Origin of the sequence: Mesorhizobium sp. M1050 (genome assembly GCF_040318715.1) — a bacterium.
GTDB lineage: Bacteria > Pseudomonadota > Alphaproteobacteria > Rhizobiales > Rhizobiaceae > Mesorhizobium.
The window spans coordinates 1-20,747 of sequence record NZ_JAMYMV010000072.1; the positions used below are offsets into that span (position 1 = coordinate 1).

18 protein-coding genes and 1 pseudogene are annotated in these 20,747 nt (G+C 63.8%); 6 read left to right on the top strand and 13 right to left on the bottom strand.

Annotation, left to right across the window (positions count from 1 at the left end; translation table 11 throughout):
* The 5 genes and pseudogenes from NKH57_RS27745 to NKH57_RS27765 form a co-directional block, all read right to left on the bottom strand.
* Window positions 1-340 (bottom strand): annotated as a pseudogene (locus NKH57_RS27745) (ABC transporter substrate-binding protein); the annotation flags it as partial.
* Between the two features lie 83 nt (window positions 341-423).
* Window positions 424-1,902, bottom strand: a complete 1,479-nt coding sequence (locus tag NKH57_RS27750) for an aldehyde dehydrogenase (RefSeq protein ID WP_352949169.1) — start codon at window positions 1,900-1,902, stop codon at window positions 424-426.
* Complete coding sequence (locus NKH57_RS27755; protein ID WP_352949171.1) at window positions 1,899-2,957, bottom strand: LLM class flavin-dependent oxidoreductase; 1,059 nt, start codon at window positions 2,955-2,957, stop codon at window positions 1,899-1,901. Before NKH57_RS27755 ends, NKH57_RS27750 begins: the two co-directional genes overlap by 4 nt.
* 5 nt (window positions 2,958-2,962) lie before the next feature.
* Window positions 2,963-4,747 carry an alpha/beta fold hydrolase gene (locus NKH57_RS27760; protein WP_352949174.1) on the bottom strand — a complete coding sequence of 595 codons (1,785 nt, stop codon included), beginning with the start codon at window positions 4,745-4,747 and terminating at the stop codon, window positions 2,963-2,965.
* Complete coding sequence (locus NKH57_RS27765; RefSeq protein ID WP_352949220.1) at window positions 4,740-5,327, bottom strand: amino acid synthesis family protein; 588 nt, start codon at window positions 5,325-5,327, stop codon at window positions 4,740-4,742. Before NKH57_RS27765 ends, NKH57_RS27760 begins: the two co-directional genes overlap by 8 nt.
* A 142-nt stretch (window positions 5,328-5,469) precedes the next feature.
* Here NKH57_RS27765 and NKH57_RS27770 point away from each other — a divergent pair, with 142 nt between their 5' ends.
* Window positions 5,470-6,141, top strand: a complete 672-nt coding sequence (locus NKH57_RS27770) for a GntR family transcriptional regulator (RefSeq protein WP_352949176.1) — start codon at window positions 5,470-5,472, stop codon at window positions 6,139-6,141.
* Between the two features lie 75 nt (window positions 6,142-6,216).
* Here the strand turns inward: NKH57_RS27770 and NKH57_RS27775 are convergent, their stop codons facing one another.
* Window positions 6,217-6,957, bottom strand: a complete 741-nt coding sequence (locus tag NKH57_RS27775) for a Crp/Fnr family transcriptional regulator (protein WP_023760072.1) — start codon at window positions 6,955-6,957, stop codon at window positions 6,217-6,219.
* A gap of 332 nt (window positions 6,958-7,289) precedes the next feature.
* On the opposite strand from NKH57_RS27775, the gene NKH57_RS27780 reads away from it, so the two are divergent.
* Window positions 7,290-7,613, top strand: coding sequence for a hypothetical protein (locus NKH57_RS27780; RefSeq protein WP_352949179.1), 324 nt, complete (start codon window positions 7,290-7,292; stop codon window positions 7,611-7,613).
* A gap of 117 nt (window positions 7,614-7,730) precedes the next feature.
* Here the strand turns inward: NKH57_RS27780 and NKH57_RS27785 are convergent, their stop codons facing one another.
* From NKH57_RS27785 to NKH57_RS27795, 3 genes are all read right to left on the bottom strand, one after another.
* A complete protein-coding gene (locus NKH57_RS27785; RefSeq protein WP_352833628.1) occupies window positions 7,731-7,928 on the bottom strand; it encodes a hypothetical protein in 198 nt (65 codons plus the stop codon).
* Window positions 7,929-8,051: 123 nt separating this feature from the next.
* Entirely contained in the window at window positions 8,052-8,771 is a 720-nt protein-coding gene (locus NKH57_RS27790) for a Crp/Fnr family transcriptional regulator (protein WP_352949222.1), read from the bottom strand.
* Window positions 8,772-9,003: 232 nt separating this feature from the next.
* Window positions 9,004-10,035 (bottom strand): hydroxyacid dehydrogenase, encoded by a 1,032-nt coding sequence (locus NKH57_RS27795; protein ID WP_352949182.1) that lies wholly within the window; start codon window positions 10,033-10,035, stop codon window positions 9,004-9,006.
* Window positions 10,036-10,184: 149 nt separating this feature from the next.
* Here NKH57_RS27795 and NKH57_RS27800 point away from each other — a divergent pair, with 149 nt between their 5' ends.
* Together NKH57_RS27800 and NKH57_RS27805 are read left to right on the top strand one after the other, a co-directional pair.
* Entirely contained in the window at window positions 10,185-11,234 is a 1,050-nt protein-coding gene (locus NKH57_RS27800) for a LacI family DNA-binding transcriptional regulator (RefSeq protein ID WP_352949185.1), read from the top strand.
* 94 nt (window positions 11,235-11,328) lie between these two features.
* Window positions 11,329-11,538, top strand: coding sequence for a hypothetical protein (locus tag NKH57_RS27805; RefSeq protein ID WP_352949188.1), 210 nt, complete (start codon window positions 11,329-11,331; stop codon window positions 11,536-11,538).
* 103 nt (window positions 11,539-11,641) lie between these two features.
* Here NKH57_RS27805 and NKH57_RS27810 read toward each other — a convergent pair whose 3' ends face one another.
* The gene (locus NKH57_RS27810) at window positions 11,642-12,880 is read right to left on the bottom strand and encodes an FAD-dependent oxidoreductase (protein ID WP_352949191.1); all 1,239 of its coding nucleotides are present in this window, start codon (window positions 12,878-12,880) and stop codon (window positions 11,642-11,644) included.
* 116 nt (window positions 12,881-12,996) lie between these two features.
* Window positions 12,997-14,493 (bottom strand): glucosamine inositolphosphorylceramide transferase family protein, encoded by a 1,497-nt coding sequence (locus NKH57_RS27815; RefSeq protein WP_352949194.1) that lies wholly within the window; start codon window positions 14,491-14,493, stop codon window positions 12,997-12,999.
* Between the two features lie 227 nt (window positions 14,494-14,720).
* Here NKH57_RS27815 and NKH57_RS27820 point away from each other — a divergent pair, with 227 nt between their 5' ends.
* Window positions 14,721-16,814 (top strand): GumC family protein, encoded by a 2,094-nt coding sequence (locus NKH57_RS27820; protein ID WP_352949197.1) that lies wholly within the window; start codon window positions 14,721-14,723, stop codon window positions 16,812-16,814.
* Between the two features lies 1 nt (window position 16,815).
* Window positions 16,816-18,156 carry a VpsF family polysaccharide biosynthesis protein gene (locus NKH57_RS27825; protein ID WP_352949199.1) on the top strand — a complete coding sequence of 447 codons (1,341 nt, stop codon included), beginning with the start codon at window positions 16,816-16,818 and terminating at the stop codon, window positions 18,154-18,156.
* Window positions 18,157-18,188: 32 nt separating this feature from the next.
* On the opposite strand, the gene NKH57_RS27830 is transcribed toward NKH57_RS27825, so the two are convergent.
* Window positions 18,189-19,448 carry a glycoside hydrolase family 5 protein gene (locus tag NKH57_RS27830; RefSeq protein ID WP_352949202.1) on the bottom strand — a complete coding sequence of 420 codons (1,260 nt, stop codon included), beginning with the start codon at window positions 19,446-19,448 and terminating at the stop codon, window positions 18,189-18,191.
* A complete protein-coding gene (locus NKH57_RS27835) occupies window positions 19,445-20,614 on the bottom strand; it encodes a DUF1972 domain-containing protein (protein ID WP_352833604.1) in 1,170 nt (389 codons plus the stop codon). Before NKH57_RS27835 ends, NKH57_RS27830 begins: the two co-directional genes overlap by 4 nt.
* Window positions 20,615-20,747: the final 133 nt, after the last annotated feature.

A 20,747-nucleotide genomic window follows, 5' to 3' on the forward strand; every position in this document is an offset into this window, starting at 1 on the left:
GCGGATCGAGATCGGCCTTCGGCACAGCGGCGAAATCGATCGGCTCCAGCAGGCCGTCCTTGGCCGCCTTGATGGCGAAATCCATTTCGACGTCGACGACATCCCAGTTGACGCTGCCGGCGTCGACCATGGCCTTCAGCTTGCCGTAGTCGGTCGGGCCGTCCTGCATGACTTTGATGCCGGATGCGGCCGCGAACGGTTCGGCCCAGGTTTTGGTCTGCGCTTCCTGGGTCGTCCCGCCCCAGGACGTGAACACCATGTCCTCGGCCTGTGCGGCCGTCGTTGCCAGAACTGTCGTTGCCAGAAATCCGGCCAGAATGCCGGTGATGATCAGTTTCATGTCGTTCTCCTCTGTTTGTTTTGGTTGTTTTCTGTTTGCGACCGACGTTTTCGCCTTGATCGCGTTTCCCCGGCCAGTGGCGGCTACCGCATGACGAAAGGATCGGGAATCGGGTCGTCCGAGGTGCGTATCCACACCGACTTCGAACGCGTGTAGTCGCGGATCGCGTCCATGCCACCCTCGCGGCCGAGCCCTGACTGGCCATAGCCGCCGAACGGGACCAGCGGCGAGACGGCCCGGTAGGTGTTGACCCAGACCACGCCGGCATGGATGCCGCGCGCCATGCGGTGGGCTTTCGCGAGATTGGTGGTGAAGACGCCGGACGCCAGGCCGAACGGCGTGTCGTTGGCAAGCGCCAGAGCTTCGACTTCCGTATCGAAGGCGAGTACGCTGAGCACGGGGCCGAACAGCTCCTCGCGCACGCAGGGCAGGCCGGTATTGTCATTGGCATCGATGATCGTCGGTGCGTAATAGAGGCCGCCGTCGTGGCCGGCGGGCCGTTCGCCGCCGGTGACCAGCCGCCCACCTCCGGCAAGGCTTGCCGCAACGATCTTCTCGATCCAGTCGCGCTGCCGCGAGGTGGCCAGCGGCCCCATTTCGGTCTCGGGGTCCTGCGGATCGCCGATCCGGATCGCTTCTGCCTTGTGCCTGAGCCGGGCGAGGAATTCATCCTTCACCGAACGCTCGACCAGCAAGCGCGAGCCGGCGACGCAGCTCTGGCCGGTGGCGGCGAAAATGCCGGCGACAACAGCGTTGGCGGCGCTGTCCAGATCGGCATCGGCGAACACCACGACCGGGCTTTTGCCGCCAAGCTCAAGCGTCGTGAAGGCGAGATTTTCCGCCGTGTTCCTGACGATCTGTCGGGCCGTTGCCGGACCACCGGTGAAGGCGACACGGGCGACGAGCGGATGGCTGGTCAGGCGGTGACCGCAATCATGGCCGAAGCCGGTCAGGATGTTGACGCTGCCCGCGGGAAAGCCGGCCTCATGGACGAGCTCGGCAAAGGCGAGCAGCGGGGCGGGGCCGTCCTCGGACGCCTTGAGGACGACGGTGCAGCCGGCGGCAAGCGCCGGTCCGAGCTTGACGGCGGACAGGAAGAGTTGCGAATTCCAGGGCACGACGGCCGCGACGACGCCGATCGGCTCGGGCCGGATCGTCACCTCCATATCCGCTTTGTCGATCGGGACGAACGAGCCTTCGTGCTTGTCGGCCAGCCCGCCATAGTAACGATAATAGTCGCCGACATAGGCGATCTGGGCGCGGGTCTCGCGGATGATCTTGCCGGTGTCGCGCGTCTCGAGTTCCGCCAGCCGATCGGCATTGGCGACGACGAGATCGCCGAGCCGCACCAGGAGCTTGCCACGCGCGGTCGCCGTCATCGCTGCCCACGCGCCGGAGCGCAGCGCTCGATGAGCGGCATTGGCGGCGCGGTCGACATCATCAGACGATGCGGCGGGCATTCTTGCCCATGCCGTGCCGGTCGACGGGTCGATGCTGTCGAAGGTCGCGGCCGCCTCGTCAAAGCTGCCGTCAATGTAGTTCCTGAATTGAGCGGTCCTCATCGCAATCCCGCCTTCGGTCCGGAAAAGGCCGGCATCACCCTGTCGATGAAGAGCTGCAGCGCTTTCTTCTTGCGCGTATGGGAAAGGCCGCTGTCGATCCAGATCGAATACTGATCGTAGCCGAGCGCCTCGTAGGCCTTCAGTCTGGCGATCACCTCGTCGGCTTCGCCGATGACGAGGTTCTGCCTGATCTTGTCCGGCGCATATTGCGGCATGGCCGCGATCTCGTCGTCGGCCAGCGGCTCCAACATGCCCTGGTGCACCGGTTTCTTGTTCTGGAACCAGGCGCCGAACTGGCAGTAGAACTGCGACAAATCCTGCGCGAGGCGGTCGGCGTCGGCCGCGTCCTCCGCGACGAATGTATGCATCAGCAGCATGATTTCCGGCCGCGTTATGTCGGGATGGGCTGCACAGGCGGCGTTGAAGCGCTCCATCAGGCTAGCCACTTCGCCATCGCCGGAGGCCAGCGGCGTCACCTGCACATTGCATTTGCTGACGACCGCGAAGTCGTGCGAGTTCGGATCGCGCGCGGCCACCCAGATCGGCGGATAGGGGTTTTGCAACGGCTTGGGCGACGAGGTGGTCGACGGGAACGACCAGAACTCGCCGGAGAGTTCGAAATCGCCATCCCACAGGCCGCGGATCGCCGGCACCATCTCGCGCATGCGCTGGCCCGCGCCCCAGGCATCGAGGCCGGGAAAAAGCCGTTGGTATTCGTAAGCGTAGGCGCCGCGCGCGATGCCGATGTCGAGGCGGCCGCCAGAGATCACATCGGCCATCGCCGCTTCGCCGGCAAGTTTGATCGGGTGCCAGAATGGCGCGACGATCGTTCCGGTCCCCAGCCGGATGCGCCTCGTCTTGGCGGCGAGCCAGGCAATGTTGATGAACGGGTTCGGCGAGATGGTGAATTCCATCCCGTGATGCTCGCCGATCCAGGCAGTCTCGAAGCCGGCTTCTTCGGCCTGCACAACCAATTCTTCCAACTCACTGACAAGCTCGGAATGCGGCTTGGCCAGATCCGATCGCTCCATATGGACGAAAAGCGAGAATTTCATCAGCGTCACCCTTGACCGGAAAGAAGAACTGGCAAGGGCTTCGCGAGCGGCCGGACTTCGCCTTCGACCTCGTTGCCGACATAGACGCCGAATGCATCCTCCGTGCGTTCGCGAACATAGCGCAAAAGCATCGAGCGCACCGCCGGATCGGCAATCCTGAGATCGGCGATTTGGTTGATGTCGACAAGACGGGCCTGCCGATCGCCTGAGGCGGGGGCCTCGACCGTACTGCGATAATAGACATGCGTGCGCGAGGGGTCGGCGGCATCGTCCCACACCGCGAACAGGAAGCCGAGCTGCGCATCGATGCCGCTGGCGGCAAGGCGCCCCTTGAGGCTGCGGGCATCTCTCGGTGTCCCCAGTCCGCGCCCGGCCGGCAGTTCATGAAACCCATCGGAGGTTTCGAAGACCAGCACGCGGCCGTCGTTCTCGAGAATGACGCCCACTTCCGTATCTGGCGGCGCTGCCGCCAGCGCCTCCTGGCTGAGGCCGGGCGTCACATAGGTGCCCCGGCAATAGCCAAGCGGCTGCGCGCCGTTATGATTGAAATCGCGAACGCGGCCGATCAGGATCGAGTGATCGCCGGCGTCGACCAACTGCTGCATGGCACAATCGAAGACCGCGACGGAACCGTCGATCAGCGGATTGCCGGTCTGGCCCGGTTGCCAGGCAACGGCCGCGAACTTGTCCGCGGCCTTGGAGGCAAAGATGCCGGAATGCGCTTTCTGGCTCTCGGACAGGATGTTGATGGCGAAGCCTTTCGATGTCGAGAAGGCGCTGTGTCCGAGCGCCTTCTTGGCGATGCAGACAAGCACCAGCGGCGGTTCGAGCGAGACCGAGGTGAAGGAGTTGGCGGTGAAGCCGCGCGGCTCGCCTTCCGCACTAACCGTGGTTACGATGGTGACGCCGGTCAGGAAGGAGCCGAGAGCGCGCCGGAATTCGCCGCTGTCGAAGGCGGGAGCGGCATGCGGTGCCGCGGCTTCGAGGTCGAGAAAGGTGCTGATGTGTTTGGTCACTTTTTCGGGGGAAGCCATTGCCATCATGTGCCTTTCTCCGCTGAGCACCAGGCATTGGCCGTGCGGCGCGAGCCTTGCCATCGCCGCCGACATGACGGGGGTCGAATTGCTGTCGTCAGACCCGGTCATGAACAGGGCCGGTACGGCCAGCCCGGCCAGAGTATCGGCATGCTCGGCATCGGCATGGGCAAAAAGGCGATAGGTGCGCGCGTAGCCTTCCGGGTTGACGCCTTCGAGAGCCGCGCGAGCTGTCGCCGCGGCACTCGCCAGGCTCTCCGGCAGCGGATCACCGAACCAGCGGGCCAGCGTTGCCGCAATGGCGGAAGCATCGCCCTGTGAGCTCAGCGCTGCCGCTCGCTCGCGTACGGCCTGTGCCAGGGCGCCGGGGCGGCGGAAGACCGCGTTGAGGCAAACGATGGAGCGCACGCGCGACGGCGCGCGAAGGGCGATTTCGAGGGCGATCAGCGCGCCCATCGAATGGCCGACGATCGACACCGAGGCGAGACGGAGATGGTCGAGCAGCCGCAGCGCCTGATCGGCGAAATCCGACAGGGTGGCGTTTTCCGGCGGCAGCGGCGAGCTGCCATGGCCGAGCATGTCGATGGCAATGAGATCGTGGTGGTCTTTCATCGACGTGATCTGATCGTGCCAGATCGTCGCATTCATGCCGACGCCGTGAATGAGCAGGACCGGCGCGCCGGAGCCGGCGCGGATGAAGCCGGTTCCATCGGGCGCCGTGTCCGTGACCCAAGCTGGGGCGGCGATGTCAGCCATGCAGGTCCCCGACCTCCTTGAGGTCCTGATAGCGGTCGCCGATACGGTGATGCGGGCAGCCGCCGATCGAAGCGCCAAGCGCCACCACCAGTTCGTCAGGGGCGGGGGCGTCGCCGACCTGGAAATGAACGGTCAGATAGTGCGAGCGGCGGCCCTCGTCGTTCTTGTCCATCAGCGGGATCATGATCGGCGTGTTCGGCCCACCGCGCAGATTGGTGAAGGCGAGATAGGTCTTGGCGCCAACCGCGCGACGGTAGTGATTGCCGAAATGCAGCGTATGGATCAGCGCCGATGCATGCTCGATCTCGCCCGACGTGCCGCAGATGGCGGCCTTGCCGTAGCCTTCGATCGCCTCGCCCGAACCGGCGACAGCAATGATCTCGCGCGTCAACAGTTCGCCGAGTACGGGAGCGATGGCGCGGATCTCCGGCGAAAGGTCCTCGGTGAAGCCGCGGCCGGCCCAAGGGTTCGTCAGCACCGCGGCGACGCCGATCAGCCGCAACGGCTGGGGTGCGGCCCTGCCGCCCTCGATCAGGGTGTTCTCGACGTAGGTGACGGTCTTTCGAATGGCCGGTTTCATGAAGTCCTCGGTCGCGATGGCGCCCATCCCGGCGCCATCGTCACTGTGTCATCTTATGGTATACCATGCTATCGAGCGCCAAGAACCTTGTCAACCGGCTACGGAATCTGTTTTGTGACGGCGCAAGCGAAGCGGAGAAAAAATGTCAGACGATACGCTGCGGATCGACCGCTCTGCCAAGACGCTGAGGACCCTGGCGCTGGAGCGCATGCGCGAGGCGATCATGGGCTTCCATTTCCAGCCTGGTGAAAGGCTGGTCGAGCGGCCGCTTTGCGACCAACTCGGGGTGAGCCGTTCGGTGGTGCGCGAGGTTCTGCGGCAACTGGAGGCGGAAGGGCTGGTGCAGATGATACCAGGCCATGGGCCGGCCGTCGCCAAGCCGGATCTCGACCGCACCGATGAAATCTATGAGCTGCGGGCGCTGCTGGAGGGGATCGCGGCACGGACCTGCGCCTTGTCGGCCACCGACGCGCAGATCGCCTCGCTCGATGCCGCCCTAACGAACCTGCTCGACGCCTGGGCGTCACGCGCGCCGGTCGAGGTGATGCGAGCGACGACAAAGTTCTATGAGACGCTGTTCGGGGCGGCCGACAAGCAGATTGCCTGGGAAATCGTGACAGGACTGAATGTCCGCATCAACCAGTTGCGCTCGATGACCATCGCGTCGGAGAACCGCCGCGAGCCGGCGATCTCTGAAATGACCGAAATCATGGATGCCATCCGATCGCGCAAGCCGGACGAGGCGGAGGCTGCGGCCCGGCGGCACGTCGAATCCGCCTGGCAGATCGCACGCAAAACGCTGCGTCCTGGCTGATTGCAAACGCTGGCAGTGGCGCGGCGCCTGTCGAGAGGCTGCGGGCCCCAAAGCCCGACAACGAAGCTTGATAAGTCAAGCTGCGCCGGTCTCGCCGATCAGCCTGACATATTCGGCCTCGGGGTCGCCGTAACTGCCATTGGCGAGCTCGATCAGCCCGGCGCGGTCGCGAATGATGATCTCGCCCCGGCGCGCCCGGATCAGCGCGCGACCTTCGAGCAGCTGGAGGGCGACGGTTACGCCTGGCCGCCTGACACCAAGCATGATGGCCAGGAATTCGTGCGTGATAACAAGGTGTTCGCCGCGAACCCGGTCGTCGCACATGAGCAGCCACCGCGCCAGCCGCTCCTCCAGCTTCAGCCGTGCATTGACGAGCGCGGTGCAGCCGGTCTGGGTCTGGAGCGTGTTGACGAAGCGCAGCAGGAACATGCGCAAGGTCGCGCTTGCCGTCAATGCTGCATTGAAAGGGCCGGCTTCGATGCGGATCGCTTCTCCTTCGAGCTGCACGAAGCAGGCATGCGCGGAGCGGTCGTCGCCCATCACCAGTGAAGTGCCCGTCATGCCTTCGAAGCCGATGAAGCCCACTTCGGCCTCCTGGCCGCTCGTCGTCCTGGCGACCACCGAGCCAATGCCCTGTTCGATGAAGTAGACGGCTTCGATCGGGACGTTGGGAGTCGCCAGCATCTTGCGCAAAGGCAAATCGCAGCGCTGCATATGCGGCTGGAGCAGCGCAAGGTCATCCGCGCTCATCCGCCTCAACAGCTCATTTCGGTATTGCTGGTTCTTGCCGAGGTCCGGCCTATCGGAATTAGTCATGGCGCAGCCCAATGCAGGGCAAGAGCCATCCGATCTCGCAACCTTCCGCGCCTGTAAAAACGTGCGGACGATCGCATACGGGCTCTGGACAAAAAAGGCTACGAATTCGGTGCACGACGCCCCCTAACGCCGCTCGCATACGAAAAGATCGACCCAAACGTTAGTGTCGGAAACGTACCAAGCGCCGCTTGGTACGAAACCGACATATTGGCGGACGGCGCGGATCACGGGCAGGCCGATAAAAATCGTCGGCTAACGACAAAAGCGCCCGCTGCACCCGGCCCAGCGAACCCTCAGAAAGTCGGTCTACGACACAGTCTTCCGCGGGAGAATTGTACGATCCATACAGTGATCACGCCAATATTGACTCTCCCCGCAGCCAAATTAACTTTTTGACCCACAACGTCTGGCGGTGGGGTGCTGCCCGGAGCGGGGTTCTTATGTCGAGCCTTAACAAGCGCCATTCCTGCTTTCATCCTAACGATCTGCAGCTGTGCCAACGCGTCTTCGATCAGGTCTGCTTCGAACGCAAACTTGACCGGATGTCGCTGGAGCCGGACGTGCAGGAGCTGGCAGCCACGGTGTTTGTTCTTTTCGAGAATGGCTGCAGGATTGAAACCGAATTGCTCGACAGTTTCAGGCGAACACGCCAATAACCCGCGCCAGTGAACAGGGGTCACGTCCGCGACGCCCGGATTTGAAAGCGAGCCTTACGACACCGCGATCTTTGCAAAGGGCAGCGTGTTCGAAACAGCGTCGAGCACAAGCTCACCTCACGTCGATAGCTTTGCTTGTCGCTTTTCGGATGCCGGGCTTGCGCTTTGCCGCCCCGTCAAGGCCTGCGACGAAAGCCGCAGTTCTCGCAGCCGGGCTGTCTTTGCCTGACGCGCCTGGCGCTCGATGGCGATGATCGATTGCGCCTCGCGGGTTGCACGTTCAATCCGGTCCTTGTCCTGAGGCAGTCGGGTCAAGGAAGTTCTCCTCCTTCGGTGGCACTCAAAATGCGGGCCGAGAGGAAACGTTCCAGCGACAAGTCGCTTAGTAAGAAAAAAATATCATTGCGCGATCAAGGGCAACAGGCTCTGTCTCGATCCTCAATCCTCCGAACCTCCCAAAAGCCTGATATATTCAGCTTCCGGCTCGCCATATCCGCCATTTGCCAGCGCAATCAGTCCAGGACGGTCCAGTATGACGACCTCCCCTCGGCGCGACCGGATCAGAGCAAGACCTTCCAATTCTTGAAGGGCGATGGTCACGCCTGGCCGTCTTACGCCCAGCATCGTGGCGAGGAATTCGTGGGTGATGGAAAAGTGCCCTCCCACCACGCGGTCATCGCACATCAGCAACCACCGAGCCAGGCGACCCGTCAACTTCAGCCGCGCGTTGACAAGCGCAGTACATCCGGTCTGGATCTGTAAGCAATTTACGTACCGCAACAGGAACAGTCGCAACGTGCGACTGGTCGTTAAAGCCGCGTTGAAGCTGCGTGCGTCGATGCGCATTGCTTCGCCTTCGAGTTGCACGAAGCACGCCTGCGGTGTGCGGTCGTCGGCCATCACCAGCGAATATCCAGCCATCCCCTCATGGCCGATGAACCCGATCTCAGCCTCGTATCCCGTGGACGTGCGCGCGATAACCGACGCAATTCCACGCTCGATGAAATAAACGGCTTCAATAGGCACGTCGGGCACCACGAGGGACATTCTCAGCGGCAGCACTACCCCGCGCAAACTCGGCTCAAGCAGCGCAAGGTCCTCGGCGGTCATCCTCCGCAACAGTTCATTTCGGAATCTTGAGGAGCTCTCGCTAGCCAGTGCCTGGCCGGTGGCAGTCGTTTTTGGAAGTTCGTAGTTCAATGTGCAGCTCCCGCAGGGGCGGGAGCGCGATCGACACTCTCAAGCGCCAGTGCCCGTTTAGTAGCTGGCGACAACACCATTGTACGCTTTCGACAATGGGTTAGCGAGTCATTAGAAACGCTTGATGTATTCTCAGGAGGGTTGGGTACCGATCGCTAACGCGCCCGACCGGATAGTGACTGAATCCCTTTCAATTCCTGTCGGCCGGCTTGGAGCGCATGCGCGAAACCGTCTCGCGCTCGGCGCGCTTGGAGCGCAGCGGCGGTAGGCCGCGGTCGATCAGGTCCATGTCCTCCAGCACCATGTCGCCCATACGCTTGAAGGCGATGTCGAGCGCGCCGGCGCGGTGGGCCGAGCGCAGGAAGCCGGGCAGGGCGCGCACCGGATGGTCCAGCGCCAGCGGCTCTTCTGGGAAGACGTCGCTGGCGGCGACGATATGGCCGCTCCTCACCGCCGCTATCAGCGCCGGAAAATCCACCACGCCGGCGCGGCTGAGCAGGATGAAGGCGGCGCCCTTGCGCATGCTGGCAAAGGCCTGGGCGCCCAAAAAACCCTGGTTCTCGCTGGTCACCGAGGCCACGACGAAGACGAAGTCGCTGGTCGACAACACGTCGTCGAGCGAGGCCGGCTCGACGCCATTGTCGATCAGGATCGAGGGCGGCAGCCAGGGATCGAAGACTTTGGTGCGGGTGCGGAAGCCCGACAGCAGCCGGTTCAGCGCGCGGCCGAGATCGCCGAATCCGATGATGCCGACATCGGCGCCCGACAACAGCCGCGCCGTCAGGTTGCCGTCGCCACCCCAAAGTTCCCGACCCTGGCGGAAGGCTAGGTCGGCATCGACGATGTTGCGGGCGAGGTTGAGCGCCATGGCAAGGCCAAGCTCGGCCACCGGCACGGCGAACACAAGGCCAGTGGTGACAACATGGATACCGCGTTGGAACAGCGTCTCGTAGGGCATGTTGTTGATCAAATTGGTCTCGACATTGAAGACGCAGCGCAGCGCCTTCATCTGTTCCAGCGTCTTCGGCGAGATTGGCGGCTGGCCGATGATGTAGCGGGCCTCGCCGAGCACATCGGCTGGCAGCTTCGCGACGCCTTCGGCCGTCGTCTCGACGATGCGGTAGCGCGTCTTCAAGCGCGCGAGTTGCGGCTGCGTGAAGATGAGTTCGAGCGTTCGTGGTTCCGGTGCGCTGATAACCAGCGGCAAGGTATTGTTTGACATGACGATTCCTCCCGGCGATGATCTGCGTCGCGCTCTCTCTCTCGGGGGACTGTTACCTTGGATTAAACGATTTACAACCATGAAAAATCGATTTACTCCTATTGCAGCGGGCGAGAAATGCGTTTGCCCCCGCCTCGGGAAAAGAACCAATGGCGCGTAGGCAGGCCCAGCAGCGGCGTCCGTCGATCCACGACGTGGCAAGCCGCGCCGGCGTGTCGGCCGCCACCGTCTCCAAGGTCATGGCCGGCGTCACCACGGTGAAGCCAGAGAATGCGCAGCGCGTCATCGACGCCGTCGAGCTGTTGGGCTACCGCATCGATCCGCTTGCCTCCGACCTGCGCCGGGCCAAGCGCCGCATCATTGGCGCGATCATGCCAGAGTTCGAAAGCGAGTTCTTCGGCCAGATGGTCACGCAGCTCGAGAGCTTCGCCGAGCAGCGCGGCTATACGCTGGTAGCGGCATCGAGCCGCGAATCCGAGGCGCGCGAAACCGAGATCCTGGCCCGCATGCATGACTGGCGGGTGGCCGGCGTGGTGCTGGCGCCGGTGCGCAACGAACATGGCCCGGCTGCCGCATTCATGAAGGCCAACGGCATGACCGGCGTGCTGATCGACCGCGTGCTGTCCGACGACGCCTTTGACACCGTGTCGGCCGACAGTGCTTCCGCTAGCGCCGAGGTCGCGCGCGAGCTGATCGGCAAGAACCATCGCCACATCCTGGTCGTCGGTCTGAGCGAACAGGCGGCGACGGGGCGCGCCCGCCTAGAGGGCTTTCGCGCCGCTGCACGGGCACTGGCGCCGGATGTTCGCATCGACGTCGTGCTTGCCGAAGCCGATGTCGAAACGCTGCGGGCGCAATTGCGCGACTATTTTGCAAAAGGCGAACGGCCGACGGCGGTCTATTCGCTGTTCCTCAAGGGCACGCTGGTGGCGCTGTCCGAATTTCGCCGCCGCGGCTGGCACTGCCCCGACGACATTTCGCTGATCGGCTTCGACGACGCCGAATGGATGCAGGTGACATGGCCGGCTATCGCCGCCGTGGTGCAGCCGGTGCGCGAGATCGCCGGCCACGCCATGGAGGCGCTGTTTGCCAGGATCGCGGGCGGGGAGGAGCCGCCGATCGCGCGGCTCGAACCTTGCAAGGTCTTGATGCGGGAATCCGTTGGCTCGCCAAGCTTGTCACAGCCAAAACCGATCTGAGCGAGGCCCCGCGATCGGGTTTCGATGTCGGGAACGGACTTCAGTCTTGTTCGTTGAAGTGGCAATTCGAGTCAGCAGAACGAAGGAGAGAGTCATGGCCAGCGAAGCCGACCGCGATCCACTGCATCATACCCAGAAGATGCAGGCACGCCTGCAGGACACCATAGATCACCTTCGCGAGGACATCGGCAAGGTCGACGAGCCCAAATTCAAGGCGATGTTCGAAACCGCGGCAGAAGTCCTCGGCGGCCTGAAAAAGGCCTTCAGTGACTACGAACAAAAGAATGAGACCGCCTGGCGCTGACTAACCGCTGGATGCTGTCGAGCTATTGCATGCCGTCGAAATGGTGGGACGCGCGTCACGCGGGGCTCTCCGGGAACGCAATCGAGCTGTTTCAGCCTGGCGCTCACTGCTGCTCTAGATGTTGTCGAGCGGGGGGCAGGACGTCCAATCTAGGCTCCTCCGGAATAGCCTCAAGTGCTCGCTTCGGCGAAAAATGTCTGATCTTGCGGCCAACTATCATCAGTCGGCGGGCAGTGTTGTTGCGCAGCCGGCGGATACGCCATTCCAATCCGGCCTCGGTGGAGATTGCCTTGGCGTAGAGGCTGGTGCGCATGGCGGTCGCGTCGACGGCTATCTTGATCGGATCGTCGTAGAACGCACAGATCTTGTCGACGCCCATGCCAGGCGTTTCCAGCCAAGCGGGGATGTGGGTCGACAGGCGGTCGACATCGGTAGCCACCCGGAAGATGCCGTCACCTTGCGCTGGGCATGTCGTGGAGAACGCGTCGCCTATGAAGACGACGCCACTCCGGCGGTGGCCACTGGTGGTCGTCAGGCTGACCTGTCTCAATTCGACCGGGCTGGCGGCGGCGAAGTTGCCGCATTGCGCAGCGATCTCCGGCATCAATTGCAGAAGCATTTGTTGCGGGTCCGCGCGAAACGCTTGCGTCCACGCCTCGGCAACGGTCCGGTAGACAAACATGTTTGCCCGCATACGGTTGCCGATCCGGAAGACGGAAAGATAGGCAATGCGATGCCCAAAGCGCCTGGGATAGAATGTGAGGGAACGAGAACCGAATTCCTGCGGAGAGATCGCCAGATCGAATCCGATCGACAGCGAATGCGCCTTCGAGTTCTCAACGCGCTCCACCCCGATGGCGCGGCGCACCGCTTCGCTGTAGCCGGTGGCCACAACCAGCAGCCTAGCGTCGATGACGGTGCGGTTGGTGAGCACGAGGCGCTGCCGGTCCGGCCCAGTCGAGACCTCGGCTACCTTGCCCACAGTGAGCGGCACTTCAGGCGGCAGGGCCTCGCGCAGGCCGTTTACCAGCGGGCCGTAGGAGAACCCGAATTCCGAGTCCTGCTTGCGATTGAAGAACTGTCCGAGCCGGAAGACATGGATGTCGGTCGTCGGAGTGACAAGGGGCCTGATGACGGGACCGAGGCCGATCTTGTCGAATAGTTGCATCTGTACCAAGCGGGTTTTCTCGGCCCGGAACTCGTCGTGATGGACGCGGTGCGGATCGATCAACGCCACCTTGCGCCCGGCCTTGCCCAGCACGGTTGCCAAAGTGGTGCCGGCCAGCCCGGCGCCAACGATCGCCACTTCGACTTCGGTTTGGCCAGCCTCTGCGGTACTCATTTCGCTGCCCTTTCTGGTAGCAACTTCCAGATTACAATGCGTTAGAAAGATATCTTCCGGACCCGAATCAACCTCAAGCAACCGAAGCGCGTGTCTGGTAGTAACCAATGTTTAGGTTAATCGCGGACCCGTCGTTTCCAGCGCGGTGCGATCGCCGAACCATCGATGAATTCAAACCCGCCCGCCTCGTTGAGTGTGTGAAGTTTGCGCCCACTCCATAGCGCACCTGGATTTAAGATGGTTTCAACGACCTGCTCCATGCCGATCAAATCAAGGTGAGAAACGCGTGCGATGCCGAGAGCCGCGCCATAGCCCCTGCGGCAGTCCTGAACCGGGCGCAGCAGGTCGTTGCCGCGCTTGACCATGCGGCCGGCCGGCCGCGCCGAGGCGATGTCGATCAGCACGGGATTGTTCGGATGCGGCGTCCAGGGACCGCGAAAATCCGCCGCCGACCATAGATGCAGCGCATCGGAGAAGGCGCCCCCGCCGTCCCTGACCGTGGCGAACATCCACCAGGCGCCGCCATGCTCGACCAGGGTGGCGTCACTGGCGACGACACCCGATAGAAGCGTCGCCTCCTTGACCCATCCGCCGGGAAAGGCGGTGGCCCGGTAAAGATCGACCGTGCCGTTGGCGCAGCTTTCCGGGACCATCCAGACCTCGCCGTCACGTTCGAAGACGAAGGGGTAGGAGAGGTGATAGGGCAGGTCGAGCACCGGTTCAGGGTGCCCGATCGGGCCGGCCGGACCGAAGGGCACGGCGGAGATGATGGCCCGGCCCAGCCGGTGGATATAGTCCTCGACGAACAGGGTCAGCTTGCCTTGGTAGAGGATCGGGAACGGGTCGGCATAGAAGCGGCTGCCGTCGTCCGGCAGCTCTCGCCAGCCCGATGCCGGATGCGCGCGCAGGTCGAACAGATCGCGGCCGTTGGTTTGCCGCCAGCCGACCTTCCAGTGCGGCGCGTTGTAGCAAAGGTGGTAGATATTCTGGACGATGCGCCGCGCCAGCGCCTTGCCGGCTCGTACGCCAAGCTTGCCGGGCGAGGGCATTGGCGGGGCATTGGGTTGCGCCGGCTCGGGCAGATCAGGCACGGATTTTGCCGTGCCTGTCATTGCAGCGACGATCAGGCTGGCGGTGCGCGCCAGCATGTCCTGGAAGGACGCGAGCGCGATGCCGCCATATTCGGTTCCCAGGCGCCCGGCGGCAATTGCAACGCCGTTCTCCTCGATACGGGCAAGCGGCGTGCGGCCGGCGAGGATCAAGGCCAGCAAGGCCGCTTCGCCGCTGGCGCGATCATAGGTGATACGCCAGACCCGCGTGCCTTCCAATTCGACATCGCCGCAGAGGTCCACAACCAGGTCGGGCGAAGCGGGCGCCTGCGTCCGGTAGGGAGCGAGTGCTGAAAACGGCACACGCTTCGCCAGCCCATCATGGGACAGCCCGTGTATCGCCGTTTCGAGTTGAAACAGCGCCGCGGCGCTGCGCGGGATGCCGCCGCCCGCGGGCTTGGCGTCGACCGACAGTTCGACATCGTCAAGTGCTGCGAGGCGTTCCAGCAGTGCGATGTGAAAGGCGCGGACGCAGTCGCCGTCCAGGCGCAGGCTTACCTGCATGTTGGCGGCCCGACAAGGTTGCCAATCCGGTCAAACTGTAGCCCCATCCAGTACATCTCCGCTCGCTGCGTAGCCAACACCCAGGTATGTATATTTTTAAGCAAACCGCGTGCCAAAATTCACATGACTTCTCAACATAATTAACAATCTTTTAACAGTTGGAGGAATAGCTAGCTTAGCGCCGCAATCTGAGCTTGCGGACTGATAGAGTATTGTCGGAGGCAGCCATGCAATCATCCCTGCCCATGGTTCCTCAGCAAAGCTCTCCGGATGCGGGACGGTCCGCGGGATCTTATGCGGCTTCGACCGTCGAACTGGGCGATCTGAAGCGCATCCTAGTGCGCCGCCGGTTCTGGATTTTCGGCACCGTCGCGCTACTGACGCTGGTAGCTCTGCTCTACGGCCTTCTCACGCCAGCGCTTTATAGCTCGGCGGCGGAAATCCTCATCGATCCGCAGGACCTGCAGGTCGTCACCAACGACGTCAATCCGAGCCGCATCTCACCCGACGGAGGCATCACGCAGGTCGAGAGCCAGGTCAGCGTGGTCCAGTCGACAGGCGTGCTGATGCGGGCGATCGCGGCGACAAACCTGACGCAGGATCCCGAATTCAACGGGCAGGGCTTGCTGTCGGGCCTGCTCGGTTCGGGATCGGCCGAAGGCGACAGGTCGGCGCAGACGCTCGACGCGCTACGCCGACGCCTGGCGGTGAAGCGGGCAGACAAGGTGCTGGTCCTCGACGTCATCGTCACCGCCAAGAGCGCCGACAAGGCCGCCCTTCTGGCCAATGCCATCGCCCAGGCCTATCTGGTCGATAAGGCCAGCGCGCGAGCGCAAATGGCCAAGGACGCTTCCGTGTCCATCACCGCGCGGCTGGACGAGCAGCGCAACCGCGTCCAGCAAGCCGAAAACGCCGTCGAGGCCTACAAGTCGGCCAACAATATGGTGATGGCGGCAGGCAATCTGGTCAGCGACCAGGAGCTCACCGAGATCAACACGCAGCTTTCGGCGGCGCAGAGCCGCACGGCGGCACTGAAGGCGCAGGTCGACCAGATGCGCCGCAAGAGCGGTACGGCGGACGCAACCTCGGAAGCGATGCGCTCGGCGGTGATCTCGAGCCTGCGGGCGCAAGAGGCGACGTTGGTCGACCAGGTCTCGCAGCTCGGCACCGAACTGGGGCCGCGTCATCCCTCGCTGATCGCAGCCCAGCAGCAGCTGCGCGACACGCGCCAGCTTATTGCGCGCGAGCTCGGCCGCATCGCCACCGCCACGGAGACCGACTACGAACGGGCGCTGGCCAACCAGCAGGCGCTGGAAGCCAAGGTCGCCGGTATGAAGAGCAAGTCGCTGGACACCGATCAGGCCTCCGTACGGCTACGCGAGCTGCAGCGCGATCTCGAGGCGGTGCGGTCCGTCTATGCGAACTATCTCCAGCGCGCGCAGGAGACACGCGAGCAAATCAACGTCGACAGCACAAATGCGCGTATCATCTCCAACGCCATCCCGGCCCTGAAGAAGAGCTGGCCGCCTTTCTCGCTGCTGTTGTTCGGCGCGATCTTCGGCGGCCTGGGGCTCGGCACCGGTCTGGCGCTGATCGCCGAATATGCCTCTCCGACGGTGCTTTCCAGCGCCCAGATGCAGTCGGCCATCGAGGCGCCGGTGCTGGGCGTGGTGCCGGCAAAGTCAGGCCGTCGCAGGTGGCCGTTCGGCGGGAGTGCGGCCGTCTCCAGCCAGAAGACCGATGCCGTCGTCGGTCTCGCGCTGAGACGCATGTTCAGTTCGGGCCAGCGGCCGCCGGACTGGCCGCTGGTACCGTCCATCCTGGTGACATCGTCGCCGGGCGAAGGTGCGCAGCGCAGCCGGGTGGCGCGATTGCTGGCCAATGTCGCGGCATCCAGGGGCAGCCGCGTGCTGTTCATCGATGCCAATGGCAGCGGCGGCCAGAAGGATCCGCAGCCGGGGGTCCTCGACGTGCTGCGCGGCGAGTATGCGTTCGAGGCCGTCAGTCACTACGCGGCCGGCAGCAACGTTGCGGTGCTCGGCAGGGGCCGCTCAAAGGCGGCCTTCCAGGAAGCGCATGGCATCTACTACGCGCAGCAAATGCTGGCCCACGCCAGCCGGAGCTTTGAGCTCGTCGTCATCGACGGCGGCGCGCTGGCCGACAATCTCAATGCCTCGCCGCTGGTTGCCATGGTCGACGAGATCGTGCTCGTCGCCACGCTGAACGCCACGCCGATGCGCGACGTTACCGCGACGTCGCAGGCCGTTTCCGTCATGGGGCGGTTGCCAACGGCCGCCTTGCTGGTCGACGAGGCGGCCTGACATGGCCAACCCTTGGGCCACCCCTTGGGCCACCAGTTGGAGCGGAAGCGCGTCGAACCATGGTGCTGCCGCGCGACGCACCGGCACATCAGTCGATGCGCTGACGCGCTTCGGGCTGATCGCAGCGGTGGCGGTGCTGTTCGGCGTCTCGGGCGGCATGCTGTGGCTGGTGGGCTACAATTACGACGGCCTGTTTGGCAACCCGGCGACCAAGATCCACCCGTCCACCTATCTCATCGTGCTCTTGCTTGCCTGGCGCTCCTGCACATCAGGCAATCCGGTCGGCTATGTGGTCCATGTCGCCGACAGGCGGCCGGCCAGCGCACTGATGGCCGCCATCTCGATCCTGCTGCTGTTCGTCGTCATCGCCAGGCAGCGTCCCGGCATGGCCGGCATGATCGATACGTTCGTGGCCGCGGCACTTGTGGTGCTGATGCTCAGCGAGGACGACGAACAGACGTTCGCCGGGCTGCAGACCGTCATTCACGTGGTCATGACGGCGAATGCGTTGCTTGCCCTTTTCGAGTTCGCGACCAAGACGCTGCTTTTCCCCTATCGCCTCGACGGAGTGGCGTTTACCACCGATCTGCGCTCGAGCGCGCTGCAGGGTCATCCGCTTGCCAATGCCATGGTGACAGCGATCTACGTGCTTGCGCTGCTCTCCGGTGCCAGATCCCTGTCTATGCCTGTGCGGATAGGGTTGATCGGCCTGCAATGCGCGGCACTCGTCGCCTTCGGCGGCCGCACGGCTATGGTGACGACGATCGTGCTCGGCGGCTTCTATCTGCTTTTTCAGGGCATCACCAAATTGCGCCGGGGCCGCGTCAACCTGCTGGGTGCAGCACTGGGCTTCATGCTTGCCGCGCTGTTGCCGGTCGTCATCGTCGTGGCGGCATATTATGGCTTTTTCGACGCGCTGCTGGAGCGCTTCGTGTCGGACAGCGGCAGCGCCAATGCCCGCGTCGAGATGTTCGAGCTCTTCAAGTATCTGGAATGGCGCGATCTGATCGTTGGGCCGGATGTCGACCTGGTCGACAGCATGCGCCGCATCAACGGTCTCGAACAGGGCATCGAGAACCCGATCATCCGCACGATCGTCTACCAGGGCGCCTTCTTCACCCTTTTGCTGACGTTCGGCTTCGTGCTGTTCTTGTTCGAGGTGGCGCGGCGCTGCCATCCCGGCATCTGGCTGCCGATGCTGGGCTGGATCATCCTGATCAACACCTCGGAAAGCGTCGCCTCGAAGACGACGCTGCTGACCAAGTTCGTGGTGCTGGCTCTGGTGCTCTACCGGCCGGCGCGGGCGGTGGTGCAACGAAGGCCGCAGTCGGCGCAAACGTAGCGCTCTACGGCAGATGCCGGGATGGCGTGTCCCTATTCCGGCATAATCAGCCCAAGCGCCTCGATCATCGCCGGGTCCAACGCCCGCGTGGTGTCGTCCATCATCCCCATGCCGTCGAAGAGATCCCAGAACGCCCAGCCAAAACCGAACGCCTCGGCGCTCTGCCTGACGTCGGCGATGTAGCGGGCGCGATCCGGATTGGGCGCGGCGACATAGCGGGCGTCGGTGCGCAGCGCGCCGAACTCGCCCATGACGATGCGTTCCGGCGCTAGACCGTGGCCGTCGGCCCAGGCGCGAACCTCGCCAAGATATTTGTCGACGAACCAGCGGTCGGGACGGGCGTCGAAATAGACTTTCAGTACCCGCTCGGTTTCGGCATAGGCGGCCTGCTTGGCGTCTTCAGGGGTTTCGGTGTCCTGCGCCATGCGCGCCCTGACCGACGCCAGCGTCTGTTCCATCGAGCCGGCGGATGCCGGCCATGGCACATTGTTGAGCGACCGGTAGACGGGCTCGCGCATCCACGGCGCGCCTTGATGGCTGAACAGATAGGGCTCGTAGAAGTGGAAGGTGAACAGGATCGGCTCGAACCGCGACAGGGGCGCCGGATCGAGCGCGGTCAGTCCGCTCACCATCGAGCCGCAACCGCCGGTGACGACCAACGGCAGGGTTGCTGCCGAAGCCCTTGCCGCGGTCAGAAGCGCGAGCTGGATCTGCGTCCAGACGTCCGACGCGCAGGCCTGCGCCGGCTCGTTGACCGGCTCGAGCGCTATCCTGCCGGGTTGGAACCGCTCGAGCCTGGCGGCAAGCTCGCTCACCAGCCCGCGATAGAGATCGAAGGCGGGTGCCGCGGTGCTGGAGATCATGCGGTCGGGGTTCCAGTAATGGGTGGCGCCATTGGCCTGGACGTTGACGATGATGCCGAGATCGGCATCGAGCGTGGCGGTGACGGCCGCGTCCAGCATGTCCAGCAACTGACCGCGCGTGGCGGTGTCGGCGGCCAGGAAGGGACCGGGATCGACCGGCAAACGGATGAAATCGAGCCCGGTCCTGCGCAGCCGACCAAGGTCGTCTGGGGTCGGCACCGGCCGCTGCGACTGGAAGGGCGGCCAGTCATAGTCGGTCCGCGGTGCGGGAAATTCGCGCGTCAGGGAGAACCACGGCCAGGCGTTGACGCCGCGCCGGAACTGCGGCGCGTCGGCGGCGCGAGCGGTAGGTAGGATCGGGAGCGAGCCAAGGGCGGCCGCCGTGGACAGCGCCGTCCGCAGCACCCGCCGGCGCGACCAGCCTGTCATGCGGTGCCGGCTGATGCGCGATTGGTCGCGATGGCGTCTGGCGCCGTGACACCGAGAAGCCGATAGGCTTCATTTTCATAAGCAGTCAGGACATCGTCCCAGCGGAAGGCTTCGCGGGCGCGCGCCCTCGCTGCATTGCCGCAGTTGCGGACCAGATCGTCATCGTCCAGCGCCTGCTGCATCCGTTCGGCGCAACTGTCCTTGTCGGTGAAGTAGATTGCCGCGGCACCCGCGGTCCACCTGTTATACGGATTGTCGTGCGCGATCACCATGTTGCCTGCAGCCAGCGCCTCGACCAGCGACGGGTTGGTGCCGCCTACCGTGTGGCCGTGCAGATAGGCGCGTGCGTGGTACCTCAGCGCCTTGACGGTCGCTTGGTCGTAAATGGCGCCCGGCAGAACCACCGAGTCGTTCGCCGCCTTGCGGATGGCGACATGATAGGGGATGTCGTCGGACAGCGTTCCCAGCACCACCAGCTTCATGTCGCGCTTGGCGGAGCAAAAGGCTCCGACGATCGGCAGTATGTTGTTGTCTGGCTCGATGCGCGCGATCGAGACCAGATAGCGCCCGGGCTCCAGGCCGAGCGCACGGACCGGCGCTTCCGGTGCCGATGTCACCGGATCGGCGCCATAGGCGATGGTGGCGATGGCACTGCGTGGCCGGCGCGTCGCCAGGTGATCGGCGATGGCGGGATGATCGGCCACCAGCCGATGCGAGGCCCAAGCGCCGATCCACTCGTTGAGCCAGAACCAGGCGCGTGCCGCCATGCCCCATTTGGGGCGCCGCCACTCGATGCCGTCCATATTGGTGAAGATCTTGCGCCGCTTCAGCCTGAGCCAGGTCAGGAACATTGCGCCGTTGTAGCCGAGCACGAGACAGACGCCCTGCCGCCCGGCGGCGTCGCGGACGCATTGCCAGTCGAATTCCAAGGTCGCACGCGGCCCTTTGGAGGCAACCTGGATGTGGATGAGCTCGATGCCGCGCCAGGTTTCGCTGCGCACCCGCTGGTCGATCCGCTCGACCTCGTCCTGGCAATAGACGGCGACCTTCCAGCCTCGCGCGACAAGAAACAGTGCCAGTCTTTCGGCAAAGGTCTCAAAGCCGCCATGGGCCGCGGGTATGCCGCGGGTCCCCAGGATCAGAATAGCAGGCGTCTCTGGTTTCATGGCCGGCGGCACTTTCAGGTCATCTTCTATACACTGGTAATTGCTGAATTTTTAGGAAACAGACGGCAACTTCCCTGCCATGTCCCTGTTTCAGCATTCTTGGGGAACGATCATCGCGCGGGGTTGTAAAAAA